Source organism: Micromonospora sp. WMMD1219 (assembly GCF_049315215.1).
Taxonomy (GTDB): domain Bacteria; phylum Actinomycetota; class Actinomycetes; order Mycobacteriales; family Micromonosporaceae; genus Micromonospora; species Micromonospora tulbaghiae.
This window is the reverse complement of record NZ_CP186057.1, coordinates 5,275,366-5,295,070: the sequence shown is the minus strand read 5'-3', so window position 1 is coordinate 5,295,070 and position 19,705 is coordinate 5,275,366. Positions and strand designations below refer to the sequence as shown.

At 73.2% G+C, this 19,705-nt stretch carries 18 protein-coding genes; 6 read left to right on the top strand and 12 right to left on the bottom strand.

Annotation, left to right across the window (positions count from 1 at the left end):
• Position 1: 1 nt before the first annotated feature.
• From ACN27C_RS24705 to ACN27C_RS24655, 11 genes are all read right to left on the bottom strand, one after another.
• Positions 2-979, bottom strand: a complete 978-nt coding sequence (locus ACN27C_RS24705) for an ABC transporter permease (protein ID WP_013476848.1) — start codon at positions 977-979, stop codon at positions 2-4.
• Positions 976-2,109, bottom strand: a complete 1,134-nt coding sequence (locus ACN27C_RS24700; protein WP_120569960.1) for an ABC transporter ATP-binding protein — start codon at positions 2,107-2,109, stop codon at positions 976-978. Before ACN27C_RS24700 ends, ACN27C_RS24705 begins: the two co-directional genes overlap by 4 nt.
• Positions 2,110-2,196: 87 nt before the next feature.
• Positions 2,197-3,873, bottom strand: coding sequence for an ABC transporter substrate-binding protein (locus ACN27C_RS24695; RefSeq protein ID WP_120569959.1), 1,677 nt, complete (start codon positions 3,871-3,873; stop codon positions 2,197-2,199).
• 117 nt (positions 3,874-3,990) lie between these two features.
• Positions 3,991-5,067, bottom strand: coding sequence for a LacI family DNA-binding transcriptional regulator (locus tag ACN27C_RS24690; RefSeq protein WP_357895357.1), 1,077 nt, complete (start codon positions 5,065-5,067; stop codon positions 3,991-3,993).
• Positions 5,068-5,295: 228 nt separating this feature from the next.
• Positions 5,296-6,018, bottom strand: coding sequence for an FkbM family methyltransferase (locus ACN27C_RS24685; protein ID WP_205776103.1), 723 nt, complete (start codon positions 6,016-6,018; stop codon positions 5,296-5,298).
• 581 nt (positions 6,019-6,599) lie between these two features.
• Positions 6,600-6,980 (bottom strand): YccF domain-containing protein, encoded by a 381-nt coding sequence (locus tag ACN27C_RS24680; RefSeq protein ID WP_175438877.1) that lies wholly within the window; start codon positions 6,978-6,980, stop codon positions 6,600-6,602.
• 238 nt (positions 6,981-7,218) lie between these two features.
• Entirely contained in the window at positions 7,219-10,023 is a 2,805-nt protein-coding gene (locus ACN27C_RS24675; RefSeq protein ID WP_422748439.1) for a hypothetical protein, read from the bottom strand.
• Positions 10,020-11,132 (bottom strand): ATP-binding protein, encoded by a 1,113-nt coding sequence (locus tag ACN27C_RS24670; protein WP_120569954.1) that lies wholly within the window; start codon positions 11,130-11,132, stop codon positions 10,020-10,022. The genes ACN27C_RS24675 and ACN27C_RS24670 overlap by 4 nt, the downstream gene beginning before the upstream one ends.
• Positions 11,133-11,145: 13 nt before the next feature.
• A complete protein-coding gene (locus tag ACN27C_RS24665; RefSeq protein WP_422748437.1) occupies positions 11,146-12,468 on the bottom strand; it encodes a VWA domain-containing protein in 1,323 nt (440 codons plus the stop codon).
• Complete coding sequence (locus tag ACN27C_RS24660) at positions 12,465-13,862, bottom strand: hypothetical protein (RefSeq protein WP_422748435.1); 1,398 nt, start codon at positions 13,860-13,862, stop codon at positions 12,465-12,467. The genes ACN27C_RS24665 and ACN27C_RS24660 overlap by 4 nt, the downstream gene beginning before the upstream one ends.
• Entirely contained in the window at positions 13,862-14,332 is a 471-nt protein-coding gene (locus ACN27C_RS24655; protein ID WP_364807636.1) for a hypothetical protein, read from the bottom strand. Before ACN27C_RS24655 ends, ACN27C_RS24660 begins: the two co-directional genes overlap by 1 nt.
• A 258-nt stretch (positions 14,333-14,590) precedes the next feature.
• Between ACN27C_RS24655 and ACN27C_RS24650 the strand changes: the two genes are divergently transcribed.
• Genes ACN27C_RS24650 through ACN27C_RS24630 form a run of 5 tightly spaced genes read left to right on the top strand, consistent with a single transcriptional unit; the run spans position 14,591 to position 18,764 of the window.
• Positions 14,591-15,718 carry an FUSC family protein gene (locus tag ACN27C_RS24650; RefSeq protein ID WP_162959098.1) on the top strand — a complete coding sequence of 376 codons (1,128 nt, stop codon included), beginning with the start codon at positions 14,591-14,593 and terminating at the stop codon, positions 15,716-15,718.
• Positions 15,719-15,727: 9 nt separating this feature from the next.
• The gene (locus tag ACN27C_RS24645) at positions 15,728-16,837 is read left to right on the top strand and encodes a M24 family metallopeptidase (protein WP_422748433.1); all 1,110 of its coding nucleotides are present in this window, start codon (positions 15,728-15,730) and stop codon (positions 16,835-16,837) included.
• Positions 16,834-17,976 carry an acyl-CoA dehydrogenase family protein gene (locus tag ACN27C_RS24640; protein ID WP_422748431.1) on the top strand — a complete coding sequence of 381 codons (1,143 nt, stop codon included), beginning with the start codon at positions 16,834-16,836 and terminating at the stop codon, positions 17,974-17,976. Before ACN27C_RS24645 ends, ACN27C_RS24640 begins: the two co-directional genes overlap by 4 nt.
• 9 nt (positions 17,977-17,985) lie before the next feature.
• Positions 17,986-18,201 (top strand): DUF433 domain-containing protein, encoded by a 216-nt coding sequence (locus ACN27C_RS24635; RefSeq protein WP_091426971.1) that lies wholly within the window; start codon positions 17,986-17,988, stop codon positions 18,199-18,201.
• Between the two features lie 59 nt (positions 18,202-18,260).
• The gene (locus ACN27C_RS24630; protein WP_120569948.1) at positions 18,261-18,764 is read left to right on the top strand and encodes an Lrp/AsnC family transcriptional regulator; all 504 of its coding nucleotides are present in this window, start codon (positions 18,261-18,263) and stop codon (positions 18,762-18,764) included.
• Here ACN27C_RS24630 and ACN27C_RS24625 read toward each other — a convergent pair.
• Complete coding sequence (locus ACN27C_RS24625) at positions 18,697-19,308, bottom strand: histidine phosphatase family protein (protein WP_120569947.1); 612 nt, start codon at positions 19,306-19,308, stop codon at positions 18,697-18,699. The genes ACN27C_RS24630 and ACN27C_RS24625 overlap by 68 nt on opposite strands.
• A gap of 160 nt (positions 19,309-19,468) precedes the next feature.
• Between ACN27C_RS24625 and ACN27C_RS24620 the strand changes: the two genes are divergently transcribed.
• A complete protein-coding gene (locus tag ACN27C_RS24620; protein WP_073829538.1) occupies positions 19,469-19,663 on the top strand; it encodes a CsbD family protein in 195 nt (64 codons plus the stop codon).
• Positions 19,664-19,705 lie beyond the last annotated feature (42 nt).

Genomic DNA, 19,705 nt, shown 5'->3' with positions numbered 1-19,705 from the left:
CTCAGCTCTTTCGGGTCCGCGGGTCGAGGAGCAGGTACGCCACGTCGGCGAGCAGGTTCGCCACCAGCACCGAGATCGTGATGATCAGGAAGATGCCCTGCATCAGCGGGTAGTCCTTCGCGCCGACGGCCTGGAAGAGCTGGAACCCCAGACCCGGGTACGAGAAGACGATCTCCACGAGCAGAGTGCCGCCGACGATGAAGCCCAGCGACAGCGCGAACCCGGACACGTTGGGCAGCAGCGCGTTGCGGGCGGCGTAGCTGAGGGCCACCCGGCGCTCGGACAGCCCCTTGGCGTGCGCCACGGTGATGTAGTCCTCGCTGGCGACGGTGACCATCATGTTGCGCATGCTGAGGATCCAGCCGCTCATCGACGACACCAGGATGGTCGCGGCGGGCAGGATGCTGTGCTGGAGCGCGCTCGGGATGAAGTACGCGTCGAACGCCGGCACCAGGCCCGGCTCGTACCCGCCGGAGGACGGGAAGAAGCTGCCCGGCCCGGCGAACAGCGCGATCGCGACCAGGCCGAGCCAGAAGTACGGGATCGAGGAGAGGAACGTGGTGGCCGGGAGCAGCCCGTCGATCCACGAGCCGCGCCGCCAGCCCGCGCCGACGCCGAGCGCGGTGCCGAGCAGGAAGCTGACGATCGTGGTGACGCCGACCAGGCCCACCGTCCACGGCAGGCTGCTCCCGATCACCTCGGACACCGGCGCGGGGAAGAACGTGAACGACAGTCCCAGGTCGCCGCGCAGGAGCTGCCCCCAGTAGGCGACGTACTGCTCCCACAGCGAGCGGTCGGAGTCCAGCCCGAACAGCACCCGCAGCGACGCGACCGCGTCGGCGCTGATCCGGCCCTGGTTGCGGGAGATCAACGACTGCACCGGGTCGCCCGGCACCATCCGCGGGATGAAGAAGTTGAGCGTGATCGCCGCCCAGGCGGTGAACAGGTAGAAGGCCACCCGTTGCAGCAGGAACCTCATCGGGCCGCCTCCGTCCCGGCCGGCTCTGTCTTCTGCGCCTGCTTCACCGGCTCTGCCTGCTCCGCCTTCTGCTCGGCGACGGTGTCCGCGTCGTACAGCCAGCACGCCGCCCAGTGCCCGGGCGCGTCGTCGACCGGGATCGGCGGCGGCAGGTCGGTGGCGCAGCGCGGCATCGCCGCCGGGCAGCGCGGGTGGAACCGGCAGCCGCCCGGCGGGCGGATCAGGCTGGGCGGCTCGCCGTGGCCCCGCTCGCCCGCCGCCGCGCCGTCGCCGCCCGCGCCGGTGATCCGCTCCGGGTCCGGCGCCGATTCGATCAACAACCGGGTGTACGGGTGAGCCGGGCGCTGGGTGACGGTCTCGCTGTCGCCGCCCTCGACCATCCGCCCGGCGTACATGACGATCGTCTCGTCGGCGAAGTAGCGGGCCGAGGCGATGTCGTGGGTGATGTAGAGGATCGCCAGGTCGAGCCGGTCCTTGAGGTCCTGGAGCAGGTTGAGCACGCCGAGGCGGATCGAGACGTCGAGCATGGACACCGGCTCGTCGGCGAGCAGCACCTCGGGGTCGGCGCCGAGCGCCCGCGCGATCGCCACCCGCTGGCGCTGCCCGCCGGACAACTCGTGCGGGAACGCGTCGAGGTAGCGCTCCGGCGGGGTGAGCGCGACCCGGGTCAGCAGGTCGGCCAGTGCCTTGTCCAGCCCGTCCGGCCCGGTCCCGGCGTTGCCGTGGATGCGCAGCGACCGGGTCAGGTGGTAGCGGACCGTGTGCACCGGGTTCAGCGAGGCGAACGGGTCCTGGAGGATCAGCTGCACCCGGCGCACGTACGCCCGGAACCGGCGCCCGCCGCGTACCCGGGTCGATCGGCCGTGCAGCCGGATGTCGCCGGCGGTGCGCGGGTAGAGCTGGGCCAGCAGCCGGGCCACTGTGGACTTGCCCGAGCCGGACTCGCCGACGAGCGCTGTCACCCGGCCGCGGCGCAACGCGATCGATACGTCGTCGACGGCGTGCACCACCGCCGGGGTGCGGGAGAGGAGGTCACGCAGCCGCCGGCGGACGGGGAAGTGCTTGGTCAGGCCGACGGCCTCCAGCACCACCTCGTCGGCCGGCGCCGGTGCGCTCTCGGTCAACGTCATGCCGAATTCCTGTCTGGGGTTGCCGGTAGCGAGGGGCGGGCGCCGCCGGCCCGGCCGGGCGATCGTGGCCGGGCCGGCGGCGCCGGGTCAGCCGTTGGCCGGTTTGAGGTGCAGCACCACGTCCACCGCGTTGGGCTGGGTGGGCTGGAGCGCGCCGTACGGGTTCGAGTCGTCCGGCCAGCCGGTCCAGTTCTTCGTGCTGTACGCGCCGCCGATGTTGTCCGCGCCCACCGGGATCATCGGCATCTGCTCGACGAAGATCTTCTGCAGGGTGCCCAGGGCGGTGGTGCGGGTGGCGTCGTCGGTGGCGTTGGCGTACGACACCAGCGCGTCGGTCGCCTCCTTGCTCTGGAACCGGCCGAAGTTACCGGCGGGCGAGGCGGTGCCGACCGGCTTGAGCACCCGGCCGTCCATGATGGTCCGGTAGATGTCGTACGGCGTGGCGCCGCTCTCGGTCCACCGGAACGTGGCCTCGAAGTTGCCCTGCTCGACGTTGCGGAACCAGGCGTCCTGGTTGGCCTTGTCGACGGTGGCCGCGATGCCGATCTTCGCCAGGTTGCCCTTCACGATCTCCAGGCTGGTCTGGTAGTCGGACCAGCCGGCCGGGTCGGTGAGCCGGATCGTGACCGGCTTGCCGCTGCGGTCCTTCAGCGTGTTGCCGTCGAGCTTGTAGCCGGCGCCGGTGAGCAACGCCTTGGCGCCCTCGACGTCGACCTTGTGCTCCTGGCCCTTGTACTCGGGCGCGATGAACGAGTCACCGGCCGGGCTGGGCAGGCCGGTCACGCTCTTGACCTCGGGGTGGAAGTAGCCGGCCTCGGCGGTGGTGAAGATGTCCGCCCGGTCGATGACCATGTTCATCGCCTTGCGCAGCGTCGGGTCGTCGAACGGCTTCTTCGTGGTGTTCAGGTAGAGGCCGTGGATGCCCAGCACCGGCGGTGCCCACATCTTGTGGTTCTTCTGGTCCTTGGCCACGAAAACGGTCTGGTAGTTCGGGATGAAGACGAAACTCCACTCCGACTCGCCGTTGGCCAGCGCGGTGGTCTGCGCGCTGTTGTCGGTGTACGAGGTGTACCGCAGCTCCTTGACCTTCGGCGCGTCCTGCCAGTAGCCGCTGTCGCGTACCGCGAGCGTCATGCTCGCCGGGGTGAACGACTTCAGCGTGTACGGGCCGCTGCCGACCGGCTGCTTCACCGGGTCGCTCGCCGGGTCGGCGATCTTCTCCCACAGGTGCTTGGGCACGATCGGCACCCGCCACAGCACCTTCTGCTGGTTGACGAACTGCGGGCTGGCCATCGAGATGGTGACCTCGTTGCCGCTCGCGGTCGCGTCCGTGTACGGCACGCCCTGGTCGTTGAGGGCCGGGAACTTCTTCACCAGGTTGTAGGTGAACGCGACGTCCTCGGCGGTGACCTTCTGCCCGTCGGACCAGGTGGCGTTCTCCCGGATCGTCACCTTGACCGTCTTGTAGTCCGACGACCACTCGGCCTTGGTGGCCAGCCACGGCTTGAACGGCTCGGCCGGCTTGACCGGGTTCCACATCATCAGCGGCTCGTAGATCTGCCACCGGTAGCCGAGCGACGCGGCGGCCGAGGTGGTGAGGAACGGGTTGTTGTTCTCCGCCTGCGGACCGTTGGGCATGCCGACGTTCAGCACTGTCGCGGCCTGGCCGCTCTTCTTGTTCGCGTTCGGGCTGTCGCCGCAGGCGGCGGCGCCGGTGACCATCGCGCCGGCCAGCGCGAGGGCGAGGACTTGCCGTCTTCTCATGGAGGTCTCCCTCGGTGGTCCCGCATTCCTCGGGCGGGATGTGGTGGATGGAGGGTGTGCGGTGGTGCCACCGGCGGGCGGGCCCGCCGGCGTGGTCGCCGGGTGCGGCGGGGTGGGTCAGGTGACGCGGGCGCCCGTCGGCTCCCGCGCGACTGTCGAGTCCGGTGCGGTCGGGTCGTCCGCGTTCGCCGGGTCGCCCGCGCCCGTCGAGTCGCGGGCGGTGAAGCCGGTCGGGATGACGGTCGGGGTGTCCGGCAGCGGGGTGCCGGTGAGGTGGCCGATGAGCAGGCGGGCCGCGGCCGTACCCATCTCCCGCAGGGGCTGGCGAACGGAGCTCAGCGGCGGGTGGGTGTGCCCGGCCAGCGGGAGGTCGTCGAAGCCGACCACCGCCACGTCCTGCGGGACGCGCCGCCCGGCGTCGCGCAGCGCCTGCAACGCCCCGGCGGCCGACAGGTCGTTGTGGGCGAAGACGGCGTCGAACGGTACGCCGTCGGCGAGCAGCCGCCGCACCGCCGCGCGCCCGCACTCGAAGGTGAAGTCGCCCTCCACCACCCGGTCCGGCTCGATCGGTACGCCCGCGTCGGCGTAGGCGCCGGCGAACCCGGCGAGCCGCTCCCGGGTGCAGCCGAACTGACGCAGGCCGGTGATGACGAGCGGCCGCCGCCGGCCGAGCGCCAGCAGGTGCGTGGCGGCGGCCCGCGCGCCCTCCTCGTTCGTGGTCCGCACCGACGGGAAGCCGGGCTGGTGGCCCCGGTCGTCGATGAGGATGACCGGCAGGCCGCGCCGGTGCAGCTCGGTGATGTAGTCCAGCGTCCCCTCGGGTTCGACCACGAGCAGGCCGTCGAACGACTTGGCCGAGACCTGGGAGGCGAACCGGCGCATCGACTCGTCGCCGTGGGTGCAGGTGAACAGCAGCATGCCGTAGCCGGCCGCCTCGACCACGTCGGCCGCGCCCTGCAGGACCTCGCCCATCCAGGGCCAGGTCAGCGCCGGGACCAGCATCCCGACCACCCGGGTACGCCCCCGGGCCAGCCCGACCGCGCGGGCGCTCGGCACGTACCCGAGGTCGCTGATCACGGCGCGGACCCGGTCGGCGGTGCGCACGTGCACCTCGCCCTTGCCGTTGAGCACCCGGGAGACCGTCGTCTTGCTCACCCCCGCGCGGGTGGCGACGTCGGCGATGGTGATCGGCACGTGACGCTCCCGGGTCGCAGGGATGAGCGGGGTGTTTCGGAACCGGTTGCGGAAGCGGTTCCGTGGCAGTCAACCCAAGTGGCGCGGCTCACGTCAATCACAGACGGATAACGATGCACTCCTAAGTTCGAGCTTTGAAAAAAGTGCCCGGGCTGCGACTCCGCCGATCACGGCGATGAGCAGGGTCGATGCCTTCCGGTCCGGCCCGCGTCTCTCCGAAGTGGAGGTTCAGGGGCGGGCGTACACGTCGCCGGAGTTGGCCTCGTCCGGCAGCGCGCCCAGGTACGCGGCCACCTCGGCGGCCGGGCGCCAGCCGGGCAGCGCGAACTCCATCTCGTCGCCGAGCGCCACCGTGAACCGGGTGAAGCCGAGCGCGGTGAGCCGGTCCAGGCAGCGGGCCGCCGCCACCCGGGCAATGGTGGTGAACTCGAACGACAACGCCGGGACCGGGCGGCTCAGCCCGGCCAGCACGGCGTCCTCGAAGCCCTCCACGTCGATCTTCACGAACGCCGGCACGCCGTACGCGGCCACGAGCGCGTCGAGCGTGGTGCCCGGCACCTCGATCTGCGCGTCCCAGGTCTCGCCCGCCCAGCCGGGCGCGCCGTCGGCGGCGCGGACGAACCCGGGGGAGGCGGTGGAGACCGTCGGGTTGGCCGAGTTGACGTGCAGTCGCACCGGCCCGGCGGTACGCCCGCACGCCGCCTCCACCACAGTCACCGCGTCGTCGCCCGCGTACATCTCGCGCAGCACCCGGGCGCACAGCGGCTGCGGCTCGACCGCGACCACTGTCGCGCCGAGCCGGCGGAAGCTGCCCAGCCGGTCGCCCACGTGCGCGCCGACGTCGAAGACCAGGTCACCGGCGCGGACCAGCGGGGCGTAGAACGCGTCGAGGGCGGCGTCCCGCGCCGGGTCGCCGTGGTAGAAGTCCAGCGACCGGCGCAGGCCGGACATCGCCGGGTCCGCCTTGAGCGTCTCGATCACTCCGTCCCGCACGCCTCCGACGCTAGCCAGCGCCGCGTTGGTACGAGCCGCATTCGCATCCTTCCCGCGAACTCAAGCAATCACCCCATCCTCCTAGGACGCTGTAGGGGTGGTGGGACCACCCCGCGAGATCTTGGTACGAAACGGCCCTCATAGGGGCCACTTCCTACCAAGATCTGCATGCTGTCTCGCGTCACAGGACACCGATCCCGGTTGCTGAGATCGTTCGAGTCGTCTTCGGCCGCGAACGTCAAGTCGCCGCGCAACCGTGGTGGGAGTGGAACGCCGTGGGTGTCGAACAGGGCCGGAGACACCCATGGCGTTCCAGTGGCCGGGCGGGATACCCGTGGCAGGGAGGGGTGGACGGGGGCAGGGGATCGGCGGGGCCGACGGTCGGTCCGTCAGCCGCGCCGTCGGTGGGCCCGTCGCCCGCGCCGACTGTCGACGGTCAGCGCCGGCTGTCGACGGTCAGCCGCGCCTGTTTCCGGCGGTCAGCCGTGCCGATGCTGGCGGTCAGCCGGGGCGGCGAGGTGGGTGGCCCGCCGGGGCGGCTACGGCGTTTCGACGACCTCCTGGCCGAGCGGCCACAGCGCCGCCGGGACCAGCTTGAAGTTGGCCACCCCGAACGGGATGCCGATGATCGTCACGCAGAGCGCGATCCCGGCGAGGATGTGCGACAGGGCCAGCCACCAGCCGGCCAGCACCAGCCAGAGCACGTTCGCCAGTCCGGAGGGGAGCCCGGCGCCCGGCTTCGACACGAGGGTGCGGCCGAACGGCCACAGCGAGTACGAGGCGAGCCGCAGCGAGGCGACGCCGAAGGGGATGGTGACGACGAGGACGAAGCAGATCAGGGCGGCGATGCCGTAGCCGAGGGCCAGGACGAAGCCGCCGCCGAAGACGAGCCACAAGAGGTTCAGCAGAAAGCGGATCACCACCCCATGGTCGCTCGTGCGGGCAAACCCGCCAACGCCGCCCGTGCGCGGACAGCGACGGCACCGCCGAGACGACGCCGCCCGGTCCGCCAGGACCGACGCCACTGGGGAGACACGCACCGTTCAGCAGCGCCCGCCGCGGAGCGGACCGCCGCCGCTCCGCTCCGGCAGCGCCGCCAGCACGTAGACCGACATCGCTCAGTTCCGGCAGCGCCGTCACCACGTAGACCGCCGCCGCTCAGTCCGCCAGCAGCACCGCCGCCGCGTGCGCCGTCGCCGGATGGGTGGCGACCAGCACCGACGCCGGCCCGCCCGGTGGAGTGCCGTCGTCGCCGTCCGGCTGCCACTCGCCGGCGCAGCCGAGCAGCGCGGCCACCGCGTCGACCGTCTCCGGGTGGGCCACCAGCAGACCGTGTACCGGACCCGTCGCCGCGGCCGGTGCGGGTGCGCTGGACGGGGCGGGCCGGGCGGCCCACGGTGGTGTCCAGGAGTCCAGTGCCGGCAGCGTGGCGGGGAACGTGCGTTCCGCCTCGCGGACCAGCAGCGGCACCAGCTCCGGGCCGTGCTCGCGCAGCGTGGTGATCAGCGTCGGCAGCCAGGGCAGCAGCACCGGGTCGGGCAGCCCGGCGAACGCGGCGGACATGGTCTCGACCACGAACGGCGCGAGCCCGGGCACCGGTTCGAGCGCGTGCACGAAGCCGGACAGGTACTGCGGGAACGCGGGCACCACGAGCGGGTTGGCGAGCATCTCGGCGCACTGTTCGCGCAGACGCGCTAGCGGCAGCAGGCCGAGCTGGTGGCGGGCGGCCCAGAGCAGTGCCAGCTTGGCGGGCGCCTCCGGGTGGGCCTGCGCGACCGCCAGTTCGAGCTGGGAACGGTCGCAGCCCAGCGACAGCGCGAGACTCTCCATGCTGAACAGGAAGCCGAGCATCGCGCCGACCTGCCGGACGCCGGTGGCCTCGTCGACGAACGCGGTGGGCAGCAGCGTGCAGTAGTGGGCGTACCCGGTGGTGACGAACGCCCGGCACCAGGCGGGCAGCGCCGGTGCGGTGGTGCGGTGGTGGGCGAGCAGCCGCCGGATGCGGCGCAGCACCTCCGGCGCGTCGTCCACAGTGCGTTCGGCGGCGAGCAGCTCCACCGCCCGCGCGCCGAGTTCGTCGACCAGTCGAGGGCTGTCCAGCAGCCGGATGGCGTCCTCCACGGCGGCGAGCGCGCGGGCGGCGGTGGCGTCGGGGCCGCGTACCGCCCGGCGCAGCCGTTGTTCCAGCACCTGCTCGACCGTGACGCCCTCGTATCCGAGCTCGATGAGCGCGCGCTGGTTGCGGCCGAGCGCGAGATCCCAGCTCTCCTGCTCGGAGCGGTGACCGAGGCGACGCTCACCCATGATCGGGCGGACCGCGTCGGCGGGCAGCAGGTGCCGCAGCATCCACAGCAGGTCGGAGCAGGGCGCCAGCGCCGGGTCGGCGCGCAGGTCGAGCAGCGCCCGCTGGACGGTGCGCCGTTCCAGGTCGAGGCCGAGCGGGCGGAGCCGGTCGAGGACGTCGCGGGCCAGCGGCGGCAGTGAGTCGTAGCCGACCTGGCCGACGCGGTCGCCGCCGAGCAGGATCTCGCAGAGCCGGCGGACGTCGCGCCGGCCGGGTACCACGTCCTTCTCGATGCAGGTGACGGCGGCGTCGGCGAAGTCGTACGGCGTGGGCCGGGCGCGGTTGCGCAGGTTCGCCAGCAGGATCGACGTCTCGAACACGGCGATCGCGTCGGCGGTGCTGGCGAGGTAGCCGTTGCGGCGGGCCAGCCGGACGATGTCGACGCACCAGCCGCGCAGCTCGGCCTCGTCCAGTTCGTCGAGGACGGGCGGGGCGGCGAGGAACCCGCTGAGCCGGTCGGTGGCCGGGCCCGCCGGGACCGGTGCGGCGGCGCGGGAGCGGCGGCCCTTCTTCTCGGTACGCTGCCCGGCCAGCCGGTACGGAGTGAGCCGGGTGCGGCTGACCGCCGCCGTCCAGTTGGCGGCGGCGATGGACACGGTGCCCGGGGCCAGGCCGAACTGCGCCTCGATGGCCGAGTGGCTGGACGGGATGAGGCCGTAGCGCCAGCGGGTGCCGGTGCGCGGGCTGATCGGGAAGTCCGGGGCGGTGGAGTCGAGGCCGAACTGTTCGACCCGGCTGGCGGCGTGGAAGGCGCCGCAGACGTAGAGGCAGTCGGCCGGGTCGGCGCCGCTTTCGGCGAGGTGCTGCCGCATCCGGGTCCACATGTACCGTTCGCGGTCCTCGTCGCGTTCGTCGCGGGCGGACCGGGACGGGCGCAGCCGCCGGAACAGGCTGCCGATCAGCACCATGACCTGCCGGTAGGTGTCGTGGTCGGCGTCGGCGAGCGGCCGTTCGACGTACTGGTCCCACCATTCCGACCAGTGGCGCACCTTGCCGTGGTGCAGCAGGTGGGCCTCCAGCTCGGCGAACCGGGGGCGCAGGTCGCCGATCTCCACGCCGACCGCGTCGCCGTGCAGTCCCGCGTCCTCGTCCGAGGACGGAACGTCGGAGCCCCGCTCCGGGCCGGTGTCGTCGCGGTGCGTCCACTGGAAGACGTGGTCGGTGGAGCGGTCCACGAGCACCAGCTCCACGCCGGGGGTGTCCAGGGCGTACGCGATGGCCTGGTATTCGGCGGACGCCTCGGTGACCGGCGCGACCACGCTCAGCGGGCTCCACTCGGCGGGGAAGCCGTCGAGTTCGGTGGCGAACGCCTGCACCGCGACCGGCAGGCGGCAGTTGCGCAGCTCGTCGAGCAGCGGTCGCAGGTCCTCGCACAGCTCCAGGTAGATCACCTTGGGTGGCCGGGCGCGCAGCCGCCGCGCCATGGACAGCGCCGAGGCGGGGGAGTGGTGGCAGACCGGGAAGATCTCCAGCCGTTCGCGGAGCGCCCGGTCGACGTCGTCGACCATCCCGGCGAGGATGCCGGCGAGCGCGTCCGGGGAGCCGGCGAACGCGGCGGCTGCTTCGGTGAGCTGCTCGCGCAGCGGGCCGAACAGTCCGGTCGGTGCGGGCGCGGTCATGACAGCGACGCGATCGCCTGGCGGCCGCCGTCGAGGAAACCCTCCCAGTCGCCACCGTCGGCCTTGGCGCGGGGTTCGACCACGCCGTGCAGGTACTTGTTGAGGATGGCCAGGTCCTCCGGGGCGCGGCGGGCCAGTGAGCCCATCAGCGAACCGGCGAGCGTCTGGGCGCGCAGGGTGCGGTCGCCGAAGAACTGGCTGTGCAGGATCGCGTCCTCCAGCACGCCGATCTGCTCGGCGGTGGACAGCGCCGACTCCAGCTTCTCGTCGTCGCTGGTGGCGGCGGACGCGGCGGCGCGCAGGTCGGCGAAGCTCTGGAGCAGGATGTCGAGCAGGGTGGGCGGCACGTCGAGTTCGATGCGGTGCCGGCGCAGGAGCTCCTCGGTGCGGAAGCGGACGATCTCGGCTTCGCTGCGCTTGTTGGTGACCACCGGGATGCGGACGAAGTTGAACCGCCGCTTCAGCGCGGAGGAGAGGTCGTTGACGCCCCGGTCGCGGCTGTTGGCGGTGGCGATGATCGAGAAGCCGGGCTTGGCGAAGACGATGTTGTCGTGGTCCAGCTCGGGGATGGAGACGTACTTCTCGGACAGGATCGAGATGAGCGCGTCCTGGACGTCGCTGGTGGAGCGGGTCAGCTCCTCGAACCGGCCGATCACGCCCTGCTCCATCGCGGTCATGATGGGGGAGGGGATCATCGAGTCGCGGGACTGGCCGCGGGCGATGACCATGGAGACGTTCCACGAGTACTTGATGTGGTCCTCGGTGGTGCCGGCGGTGCCCTGCACGACGAGCGTGGAGTTGCGGCAGATCGCGGCGGCGAGCAGCTCGGCGAGCCAGCTCTTGCCGGTGCCCGGGTCGCCGATGAGCAGCAGGCCGCGGTCGGAGGCGAGGGTGACGATGCTGCGTTCGACGAAGCTGCGGTCGCCGAACCACTTCTGCGGGATCTCCCGGTCGAGGCCGTCGGCGCGTTCGGAGCCGAGCACGAACAGGCGGACCATGCGGGGGCTCAGCCGCCAGGAGAACGGCTTCGGCCCGGTGTCGACCGATTCCAGGTAGGCCAGCTCGTCGGCGTACTTGACCTCGGCCGGGGCGCGGAGCATGTCGGACATCAGGGGTGCTCTCCTAGGTGAGGAAGTTCTTCAGCTCGACGACGAGCTTGCGGATGTGGCCGGAGATGACGGGGGTGCCGAGGTCGGAGAAGCGCTGCCGGAACCAGGGGTTGACGCTCTGGTTGCCGGAGCTGTTGACCGAGCCGACGGGGATGAACTTCACCCCGGAGCGGTGTACGGCCTCGATGCCGTCGAACAGCGGCTGGGATCGGTCGAACTCGTAGAAGTCGGAGATCCAGACCATGACCGTGTTGCGCGGCTCGACGATCTTGGGGCGGGCCAGGGCCACGGCGACCGGGCCGTCGTTGCCGCCGCCGAGGTTGGTGCGCAGCAGCACCTCGAACGGGTCGTGCACCCACGGGGTGAGGTCCAGCGCCCGGGTGTCGTACGCGATCAGGTGTACGTCGACCTTGGGCAGGCCGGCGAAGATCGAGGCGAGGATGGTGCAGTTGACCATCGAGTCGACCATCGAGCCGGACTGGTCGACCACCACGATCAGCCGCGACGGGGTGGTCCGCCGGGCGGTCTGCCGGTAGTAGAGCCGGTCGACGTAGAGGCGCTCGTCGTCCGGGCTCCAGTTGGTGAGGTTCTGCCAGATGGTGCGGTCCAGGTCGAGGTTGCGGTAGACCCGCTTCGGCGGGATCGACCTGTCGACGGCGCCGACCGTGGCCTGCGCGACCTGGGTGCGCAGCACCTCGGCGACCTGGTCGACGTAGCGGCGGATCAGCGACTTGGCGTTCGCGAGCGCCACTCCGGACAGGTTGGACTTGTCCCGCAGGAGCTGCTCGATCAGCGACATGCTCGGGGTCAGCCGGGCGGCCAGCGCCGGGTCGGCGAGCACCTCGCGCAACCGCATCCGGGCGACGAGGTCGCCTTCCAGCCCGGCGAGCGTGGCGCCCAGGCCGGTGCCCTCGCGGCGCAGCTCACCGGCCTGCGCGCCGCACGCCTGCTCGAACCAGCCGGCGTCGGCCTGCCAGCGGGCGAGCTGCCCGGCGCTGACCTCGCCGCCGCCGGTGGCGAAGACGTTGAGCAGCAGCTTGGACGCCAGCGCCGCGCGGCGTACCTCGGTCTCGGCCGGCTGGAACGGCCCGGCGGCGGCGGTGTCGTCGCCGGGGGTGAGCAGGCCGCGCAGCTCGCCGGCCAGCGCCGGGAAGCGCTGGACGACGGTGTCGACGGAGACGGCCGGGTCGAGCAGCGCGGCGGGCAGGCCGAGGTCGTCGACGACGGCGACGCTCGCCGACTCCAGCCCGGGTTGCTCGTCGGGGCTGAACAGGCGGGCGAGCAGCCGCCAGTAGAGCACCTGGCGGCGGTTGGCGTGGGTCCGGTCGTCGGTCATCGGCGCAGCAACCGTCCCGCGCGTTCGCGCAGCACGGCCACGGCGTCGCCCGCCTTGGCCTCGGCCTTCGCCGTCTTCGGGTCGGTGACGCCGCACGCCCAGTCGCCGTTGTGCGCCTCGACGGTCTGCTTCCTGACGGTGGCCCGGACCGCGAGGGGTTGCAGCAGCCAGCGGCCGTCGTCCCAGCGGAGCAGGCCCAGGCAGGCGGTCGAGGCGGCGACGAGCGCCGGGGTGAGCGGACCGGCGGCGGGCAGCCGGCCGGTGGCCAGGCGCAGGGGCCGGCCGTCGAGGTCGAGCGCCGGGGCGCCGTCGTCGTCGCGGACGGTGTAGCCCTCGACCAGGACCGGTTCGGCGATCGTGGCGGGGTGGCGCAGCAGCGGCGCTGTCGCCGCGGCGGTGGCGCCGGCGAGCAGCACCCGGGCGGTGGCGAACGGGTCGGCCGGCTCGCCGAGCGTGGCCCGCTCCTCGGCCCAGCGCAGGTCCGCGCCGTGGGCGGTCAGGTCGGTGACGGTGACCGCCCGCCGTTGGGCCAGGGCGGTGAGCAGGATCGGGTACGCCTCCAGCAGCCGCCAGCCGGCCGGGCCGACGATGGTGGCGACCTTCGCCGCGACCACTGTGACCCGGACCAGCCGGGCGGTGCCGCCGCCGGCCGGTTCGAGCAGCGCGTGCACCTGTGCCTGGAACGCGGTGTCGTGCTCGTGCACGTCGACGCCGAGAGGTAGCAGCCGTCCGGATACCGGCTCGCCGGGCGCGATCTCGCCGTGCGCGCCGTGGCTGAGCAGGACGGCGCGGGTCCACAGGTCGGCCCACCGGCGGGCGGGCACCTGCGGCAGGGCCGCCACCGGCAGCGCGGCGCGCAGCTCGGCGGCGAGGCCGTCGAGCAGCACCGCGAGGCGGCGCAGTGCCGGTTCGGCGAGCGCGGCTTCGATCGGCGCGGCGGCGCCGGAGAGCAGCTCGTGGTCGGTGCCGCGCCAGCCGGCGAGCGCCAGCTCGTGCAGCCAGGCTCGTGCGCCGGCCAGGGCGGGGAGGGACGCGGCCGGGGCGGCGGGCGTGGCGGCCCACGGGGCGCGGGACCGGCCGAGCGCCGTGTCGAGGCGGTCGAGCAGGGCGTCGTGTGCGGCGCCGAGCAGCGCGGAGCGGGCCCCGGCGAGGGCGGCCAGGTGGTCCTCGGTGAGCGCGCCGGTGCGTACCGCGCCGGCCGCCTCGGTGACGCGGGCGGCCAGCGGGGTGCCGCCGACCGCGCCGGCCAGTGCGGCCCAGGCGGCGGCGCCCGGCTCGTCGAGGCGGGCCAGGCCGGCGGTGAGCGTGTCGTCGGCGCCGTCGACGACGGCGAGCGTCTCGGCCAGCGCGGGGATCGCCCCGTCGTGGAGCTGCGTGAGCTGCGCGGCGAGCATCAGCGCACCCCCGCCGTGGCCGGGAACCAGTGCAGCTCGGGCACCGCTGCCGTGTCGGCGGGGACCTCGAGGTAGGCCAGGTGGCGCAGGAAGCGGCTGAACACCACGGCGGCCGGGCCCGGCTCGTGCCGCGCGTCGGTGCGAGCCAGCAGGGCGGTGCCGCCGGCGACGCCGTCGCCCACGTCGACGCGCAGGTAACGGGCGACCTGCTCGACGCCGTACTGAAGGACCGCCTCGTCGGCCAGCGCGTGCAGGTGCTTGCAGAGCATGCTGCCGCGCAGGCCGCCGCAGGGCCGGTTGTTGTTCGTGCTGCAGTTGACCGCGTGCGTGCCGGCGGTCACCGAGGAGACGTAGACCCGCTCCACGTCGGAGCCGCTGGACACCACCCCCTGCAACCGCCCGTCGGCCAGCTCCACGAAGGGCACCTTGGCCAGCTTGCGGGCCCGCGCGGGCGGCGCCACCCGCAGCACGCTGCGCCGTCGCCACGAGGCGTCCGTCGCCTCCGTCATCTTCCCGACCTCCCCGCCGGCCGGCCGCCGCCGGGCACGCCGGAACGCCGTCGCCGGCCGTGATCCGTGCCGCTGTGACGACAAGGATCATGGACCACGGGTACGACAGGACCGCCGTCGCGGGCGGCGCCGGGAATACCGCGCTGCCCGGCGGGTAGAGGAGGGCGTGGTCGAGCCCGAGCCGTCGTGCCCGTGGCGCCCGGGCGGGCGGGTGGTGCCGTGACCCCCGCGGCTCCGGCGGCGCGCCGCGAGGTCCGGGAGGCGTACGAGCGGCTGCGCCGGTACTTCATCGTGGCTCTCCAGGCCGGTCTGGCCGCCGGTCTGGCCTGGTACGTGGCCAGCACGCTGCTCGACAATCCGCAGCCGCTGTTCGCACCGGCGGCGGCGGTGGGCACCATCGCCGCGGCGATCGGTAACCGGATCCGCCGGACCGCCGAGCTGCTCGGCGGCGTGATCCTCGGCGTGCTGGTCGGTGACCTGATCATCAAGTTGATCGGTGCGGGTCCGGTGCAGACCGGCCTGGTGGTCGCGCTCGCCATCTCGGTGGCGGTGGTGATCCGCGGCAGCGGCGCCGTGATGGTGCAGGCGGGCAGTACGGCGGTGCTGCTGGGCACCGTCGAGCCCAACGCGCCGGACCTGGCCGTGCCGCGTACCGCGAATGCGCTCGTGGGCGGAGCGGTGGCGATGGGGGTGGCGCTGCTGGTGCTGCCGCTGAACCCGGTCCGGGTGGTGCACCGCGCGGCCGGGCCCACGCTGGACCTGTTCGCCAACGAGCTGACGGCCACGGCGAACGCGCTCACCGCCCGGGACGCCGGGGCGGCCGATGCGGCGCTGCTCCGGCTGGAGGCGGCCGAGGTCGAGCGGCAACAGACCACCGAGATCGTCGCGGCGGCCCGGGAGGTGACGACGTTGTCGCCGTGGCGGTGGCGGCGCCGGGCCCAGTTGCGCCGCTACGAGCACGCCTCGGCCCACCTGGAGCTGGCGTACACCAACAGCCGCAACATGGTCCGCCGGGTGGTCGCGTTGCTGGAGGCCCGGGAACCGGTGCCCTCGCCCCTGCCGGCCGCGGTCGAGGCGTTCGGGCAGTCGCTGCGGCTGCTGCACCGTGACTTCCTGGCCGGGCGCACGCCGGACATCGCGCGCGCCCGGGCGCGGGAGGCCGCGCGGGAGGCCGGCCGGGCGCGTGCCGCCGGTCTGGGTTTCTCCGGCACGATCGTGGCCTCGCAGCTGTTCATCGTGGTCGGCGAGTTGCTCCAGGCGTCCGGCATGACCAAGATCGAGGCGGACCGGATGGCCGGCGTGCGCGAGCATCGACCGGACTCCCGCCCGGACCCAAACGACCGTTAAGCTTCCGGTGTGGGAACCGACGAGTTGTACCCCGCCGGGCGACTGACCGCGGCCCAGCGGGCCACCGCCGCGGCGGGCCTGGACGCGCTGCTGCTCACCCCGGGTTCCGACCTGCGCTACCTGACCGGCTACGACGCCCGGGAGGGGGAGCGGCTGACCTGCCTGGTCCTGCCCGCGGAGGGCGAGCCGACGCTGATCGTGCCGGTGCTGGAACGGCCGGACGCCGAGGCCGCGCCCGGCACCGGGTACCGGATCGTCGACCACGCCGACGGCACCGACCCGTGGCCGCTGGTGCGCGCGGCGCTCCCCGGCCCGGTCCGCGCCGTCGGGCTGGCCGACCGGATGTGGGCGCAGCAGGTCCTCGCGCTGCGCGACGCGCTGCCCGGCGCGGCCCAGCGGCTCGCCTCCGACGTGCTGCGGGAGATGCGGATCCGCAAGTCGCCGGCCGAGGTGGCGGCGCTGACCGAGGCGGGCGCCGCGATCGACGCGGTGCACCTGCGGATGGGGGAGTGGCTGCGTCCCGGCCGCACCGAGCGGGAGGTCGCGGCCGACCTCGCCGCCGCGATCCGGGCCGCCGGGCACGCCGCCGTCGACTTCGTCATCGTCGCCGCCGGCCCGAACGGCGCGAGCCCGCACCACGGCACCTCGGACCGCCCGATCGGCGTGGGCGAGCCGGTGGTGGTCGACATCGGCGGCACCATGCCGTCGGGCTACCGGTCCGACTGCACCCGCACGTACGTCGCCGGCGGCCCCGCCCCGGCGGAGTTCGTGGACTACTACGCGGTGCTGTGGGAGGCGCAGCGCGCCGCCGTGGCCGCCGTCGCGCCGGGCGTGACCGCCGAGGCCCTCGACGCGGTCGCCCGCGACGTCATCGGCGCCGCCGGGTTCGGCGACGCCTTCCTGCACCGCACCGGTCACGGCATCGGCCTCGACGGCCACGAGGAGCCGTACGTGGTGACGGGCAACCCCCGGCCGCTTCAGGCCGGCATGGCTTTCTCGGTCGAACCCGGGATCTACCTCGCCGGGCGGCACGGAGCCCGGATCGAGGACATCGTCGTCTGCACGACGGACGGCGGGCAACGGCTCAACACCACCCCCACGGAGCTCATCGCGCTATGAACGTCGACCGGATCCTGCCCACCGACGAGGCCCACGACCTGCTGGACCTCGCCACCGAACTCGCCGACCGGGAGCTGGCCCCGGCCGCCGCCGGTTTCGAGGCCCGCGCCGAGTTCCCCCGGGAGGTGCTGCGCACCCTGGGCCGGGCCGGCCTGCTCGGCCTGCCGTACGCGGAGGAGCACGGCGGGGCCGCCCAGCCGTACGAGGTGTACCTCCAGGTGCTGGAGATCCTCGCCAGCCGGTGGCTGGCAGTGGCCGAGGCGGTCAGCGTGCACACGCTGTCCTGCCACCCGGTGGCCCAGTTCGGCACCGACGAGCAGCGCAAACTCCTGCCGGACATGATCGGCGGGGAGCTGCTCGGGGCGTACTGCCTCTCCGAGCCGCAGGGTGGCTCGGACGCGGCGGCCCTGACCACGCGGGCGGTGCGCGACGGCGACGCGTACGTGGTCACCGGCACCAAGGCGTGGATCACGCACGCCCGGGTGGCCGACTTCTACAACATCTTCTGCCGCACCGGCGGCCCCGGCCCGAAGGGCATCTCCTGCCTGCTGGCCGACCGGTCCACGCCGGGCATCCACCCGCAGGCCGCCGAGCGCACCATGGGCCTGCACGCCTCGCCGATCGCGCAGATCGCCTTCGACGACGCCCGGGTGCCGGCGGAGCGGCTGATCGGCGGCGAGGGCGCCGGGTTCACCATCGCGATGTCCGCGCTGGACTCCGGCCGCCTGGGCATCGCCGCGTGCGCTGTGGGCCTGGCCCAGGGCGCGCTGGACTACGCGGTCGGCTACGCCCGGGAGCGCCGCCAGTTCGGCCGGGCGATCATCGACTTCCAGGGGCTCGGGTTCAACCTGGCCGACGCCGCCACGCAGATCTCGGCCGCACGGGCGCTCACGCTCGCCGCCGCGCGGCTGCGCGACGCCGGACGCCCGTACTCGATCGAGGCGGCCAAGGCGAAGCTGTTCGCCACGGACGTGGCGATGCGGGTGACCACCGACGCGGTGCAGGTGCTCGGCGGCGCCGGGTACGTCGCCGACCACCCGGTCGAGCGGTACATGCGCGAGGCCAAGGTGCTCCAGATCGTCGAGGGCACCAACCAGATCCAGCGGCTGGTCATCTCCCGCGCGCTGGCGAAGGGCTAGCCTGTCGCGGTGACCTTCCCCCGGATCACCGTGGACCCCGACGTCATGGGGGGTGCGCCCTGCGTACGGCAGTCGCGCATCCCCGTGGCCACCCTGCTGGCCATGATGGCCGAGGGCATGTCCGTCACGGACATCCTCACCGACCTGCCGTTCCTGGACGAGGAGGACATGGCGGAGGTGCTGAACTTCGCCGCGGACGCGGTGCGCGACCGGACGGCGCGCTGAGCGTCACCGCGGCGGGCCGGGTGCGGCGTGGGAGCGCTTTTCCGGCTAGGGTGCAGCGCGTGGAGGAGATCGACCGTGCCATCGTCGCCGCGCTGACCGGGGACGGTCGGCTGTCGTACACGGATCTGGCCGAGCGGGTGGGCCTGTCGGTGTCGGCCGTGCACCAGCGGGTCCGCCGGCTGGAGCAGCGCGGGGTGATCAAGGGGTATGCCGCGCGGGTGTCGTTCGAGGCGCTGGACCTGCCGCTGACCGCGTTCGTGGCGATCCGGCCGTTCGACCCGTCGCAGCCGGACGACGCGCCGGAGCGGCTGGCGCACCTGTCCGAGATCGACTCGTGCTACTCGGTGGCGGGGGAGGACTTCTATCTCCTGCTGGTGCGGGTGGCCGGTCCGGCCGACCTGGAACGGGTGCTGCAGGAGATCCGTACCGCCGCGAACGTCACCACGCGCACGACTGTGGTGCTGTCCACGCCGTACGAGAACCGGCCGCCGAAGATCAATGGCGAGCTGACCGGTCGGGGGCGTCCCCGTCCGTCGGCGGAGCCGGCAGGTTCCACCGCCTGACCACCCGCCGGCCGTGCTCGTGACCGAGCACGCTGAGCGTGGCGGTGTCCAGCCGCAGCAGCGCGCCGGCCGAGGGCGGCAGCCCGATCCAGCGCGCCCCCAGCACCCGCAGGCTGTGCCCGTGCCCGACGAGCGCGACGTCGCCCTCCTCCAGCAGCGGCGCGACCCGGTCCAGGACGCGGTCGAGGCGGGCGCCGACCTGCTCCGGTGACTCCCCGCCGGGACCGCCGTCGGTCCAGATCGTCCAGCCGGGCCGTTCGGCCTGGATGTCGGCGGTGGTGCGGCCCTCGTACTCGCCGTAGTGCCACTCGGCCAGGTCGGGCTCGATCGCGTCCACCGTGAGCCCGGCCAGGGCGGCGGTGCGGGTGGCGCGCTGCCGGGGGCTGGACAGCACCCGGGCGAAGCGCCGGCCGGCCAGCAGGGGAGCCAGCGCGGCCGCCTGCCGCTCGCCGTCGGCTGTCAGCTCCAGGTCGGTGTACGAGGTGTGCCGGTGGGCGGCGCTCCACGTGGTCTCGCCGTGCCGGATCAGCAGGATCTCGTTCACCGGCCCAGTCAACCACGGTCGGGCGGCGTCGGCCGGGCGTCGAACCTTCAACCTATTGTCCTAGGACGCACTACGCGATGTGCACCGGTCAACAGCGTTTCACACGACAGTCACCGGGGACGCGACAAGGGCAAGGCGTAGCCGGACGAGGGAGGGCGACATGAGCTTCACCGACAAGGCGAAGAACAAGGCCCAGGAGATGAGCGGCATGGCCAAGGAGCGCATCGGAGACGTGACCGACAACGAGCGGTTGCGGGCCGAGGGCGCCTCCGAGCAGAGCACGGCGCGCGCCCGGCAGGCCGGGGAGCACGCCAAGCAGGCGGGCCGCGACGTCAAGGACGCCTTCAACAAGTGAGTACGCGAACGGCGGGCCACCTCTGCGATGAGGTGGCCCGCC

Coding starts and splice junctions, on each gene's coding strand:
- ACN27C_RS24695 (WP_120569959.1), bottom strand. CDS start 3,873: ATGAGAAGACGGCAAGTCCTCGCCCTCGCGCTGGCCGGCGCGATGGTC.
- ACN27C_RS24670 (WP_120569954.1), bottom strand. CDS start 11,132: ATGTCCGACATGCTCCGCGCCCCGGCCGAGGTCAAGTACGCCGACGAG.
- ACN27C_RS24665 (WP_422748437.1), bottom strand. CDS start 12,468: ATGACCGACGACCGGACCCACGCCAACCGCCGCCAGGTGCTCTACTGG.
- ACN27C_RS24705 (WP_013476848.1), bottom strand. CDS start 979: ATGAGGTTCCTGCTGCAACGGGTGGCCTTCTACCTGTTCACCGCCTGG.
- ACN27C_RS24675 (WP_422748439.1), bottom strand. CDS start 10,023: ATGACCGCGCCCGCACCGACCGGACTGTTCGGCCCGCTGCGCGAGCAG.
- ACN27C_RS24620 (WP_073829538.1), top strand. CDS start 19,469: ATGAGCTTCACCGACAAGGCGAAGAACAAGGCCCAGGAGATGAGCGGC.
- ACN27C_RS24685 (WP_205776103.1), bottom strand. CDS start 6,018: ATGTCCGGCCTGCGCCGGTCGCTGGACTTCTACCACGGCGACCCGGCG.
- ACN27C_RS24640 (WP_422748431.1), top strand. CDS start 16,834: ATGAACGTCGACCGGATCCTGCCCACCGACGAGGCCCACGACCTGCTG.
- ACN27C_RS24660 (WP_422748435.1), bottom strand. CDS start 13,862: ATGCTCGCCGCGCAGCTCACGCAGCTCCACGACGGGGCGATCCCCGCG.
- ACN27C_RS24700 (WP_120569960.1), bottom strand. CDS start 2,109: ATGACGTTGACCGAGAGCGCACCGGCGCCGGCCGACGAGGTGGTGCTG.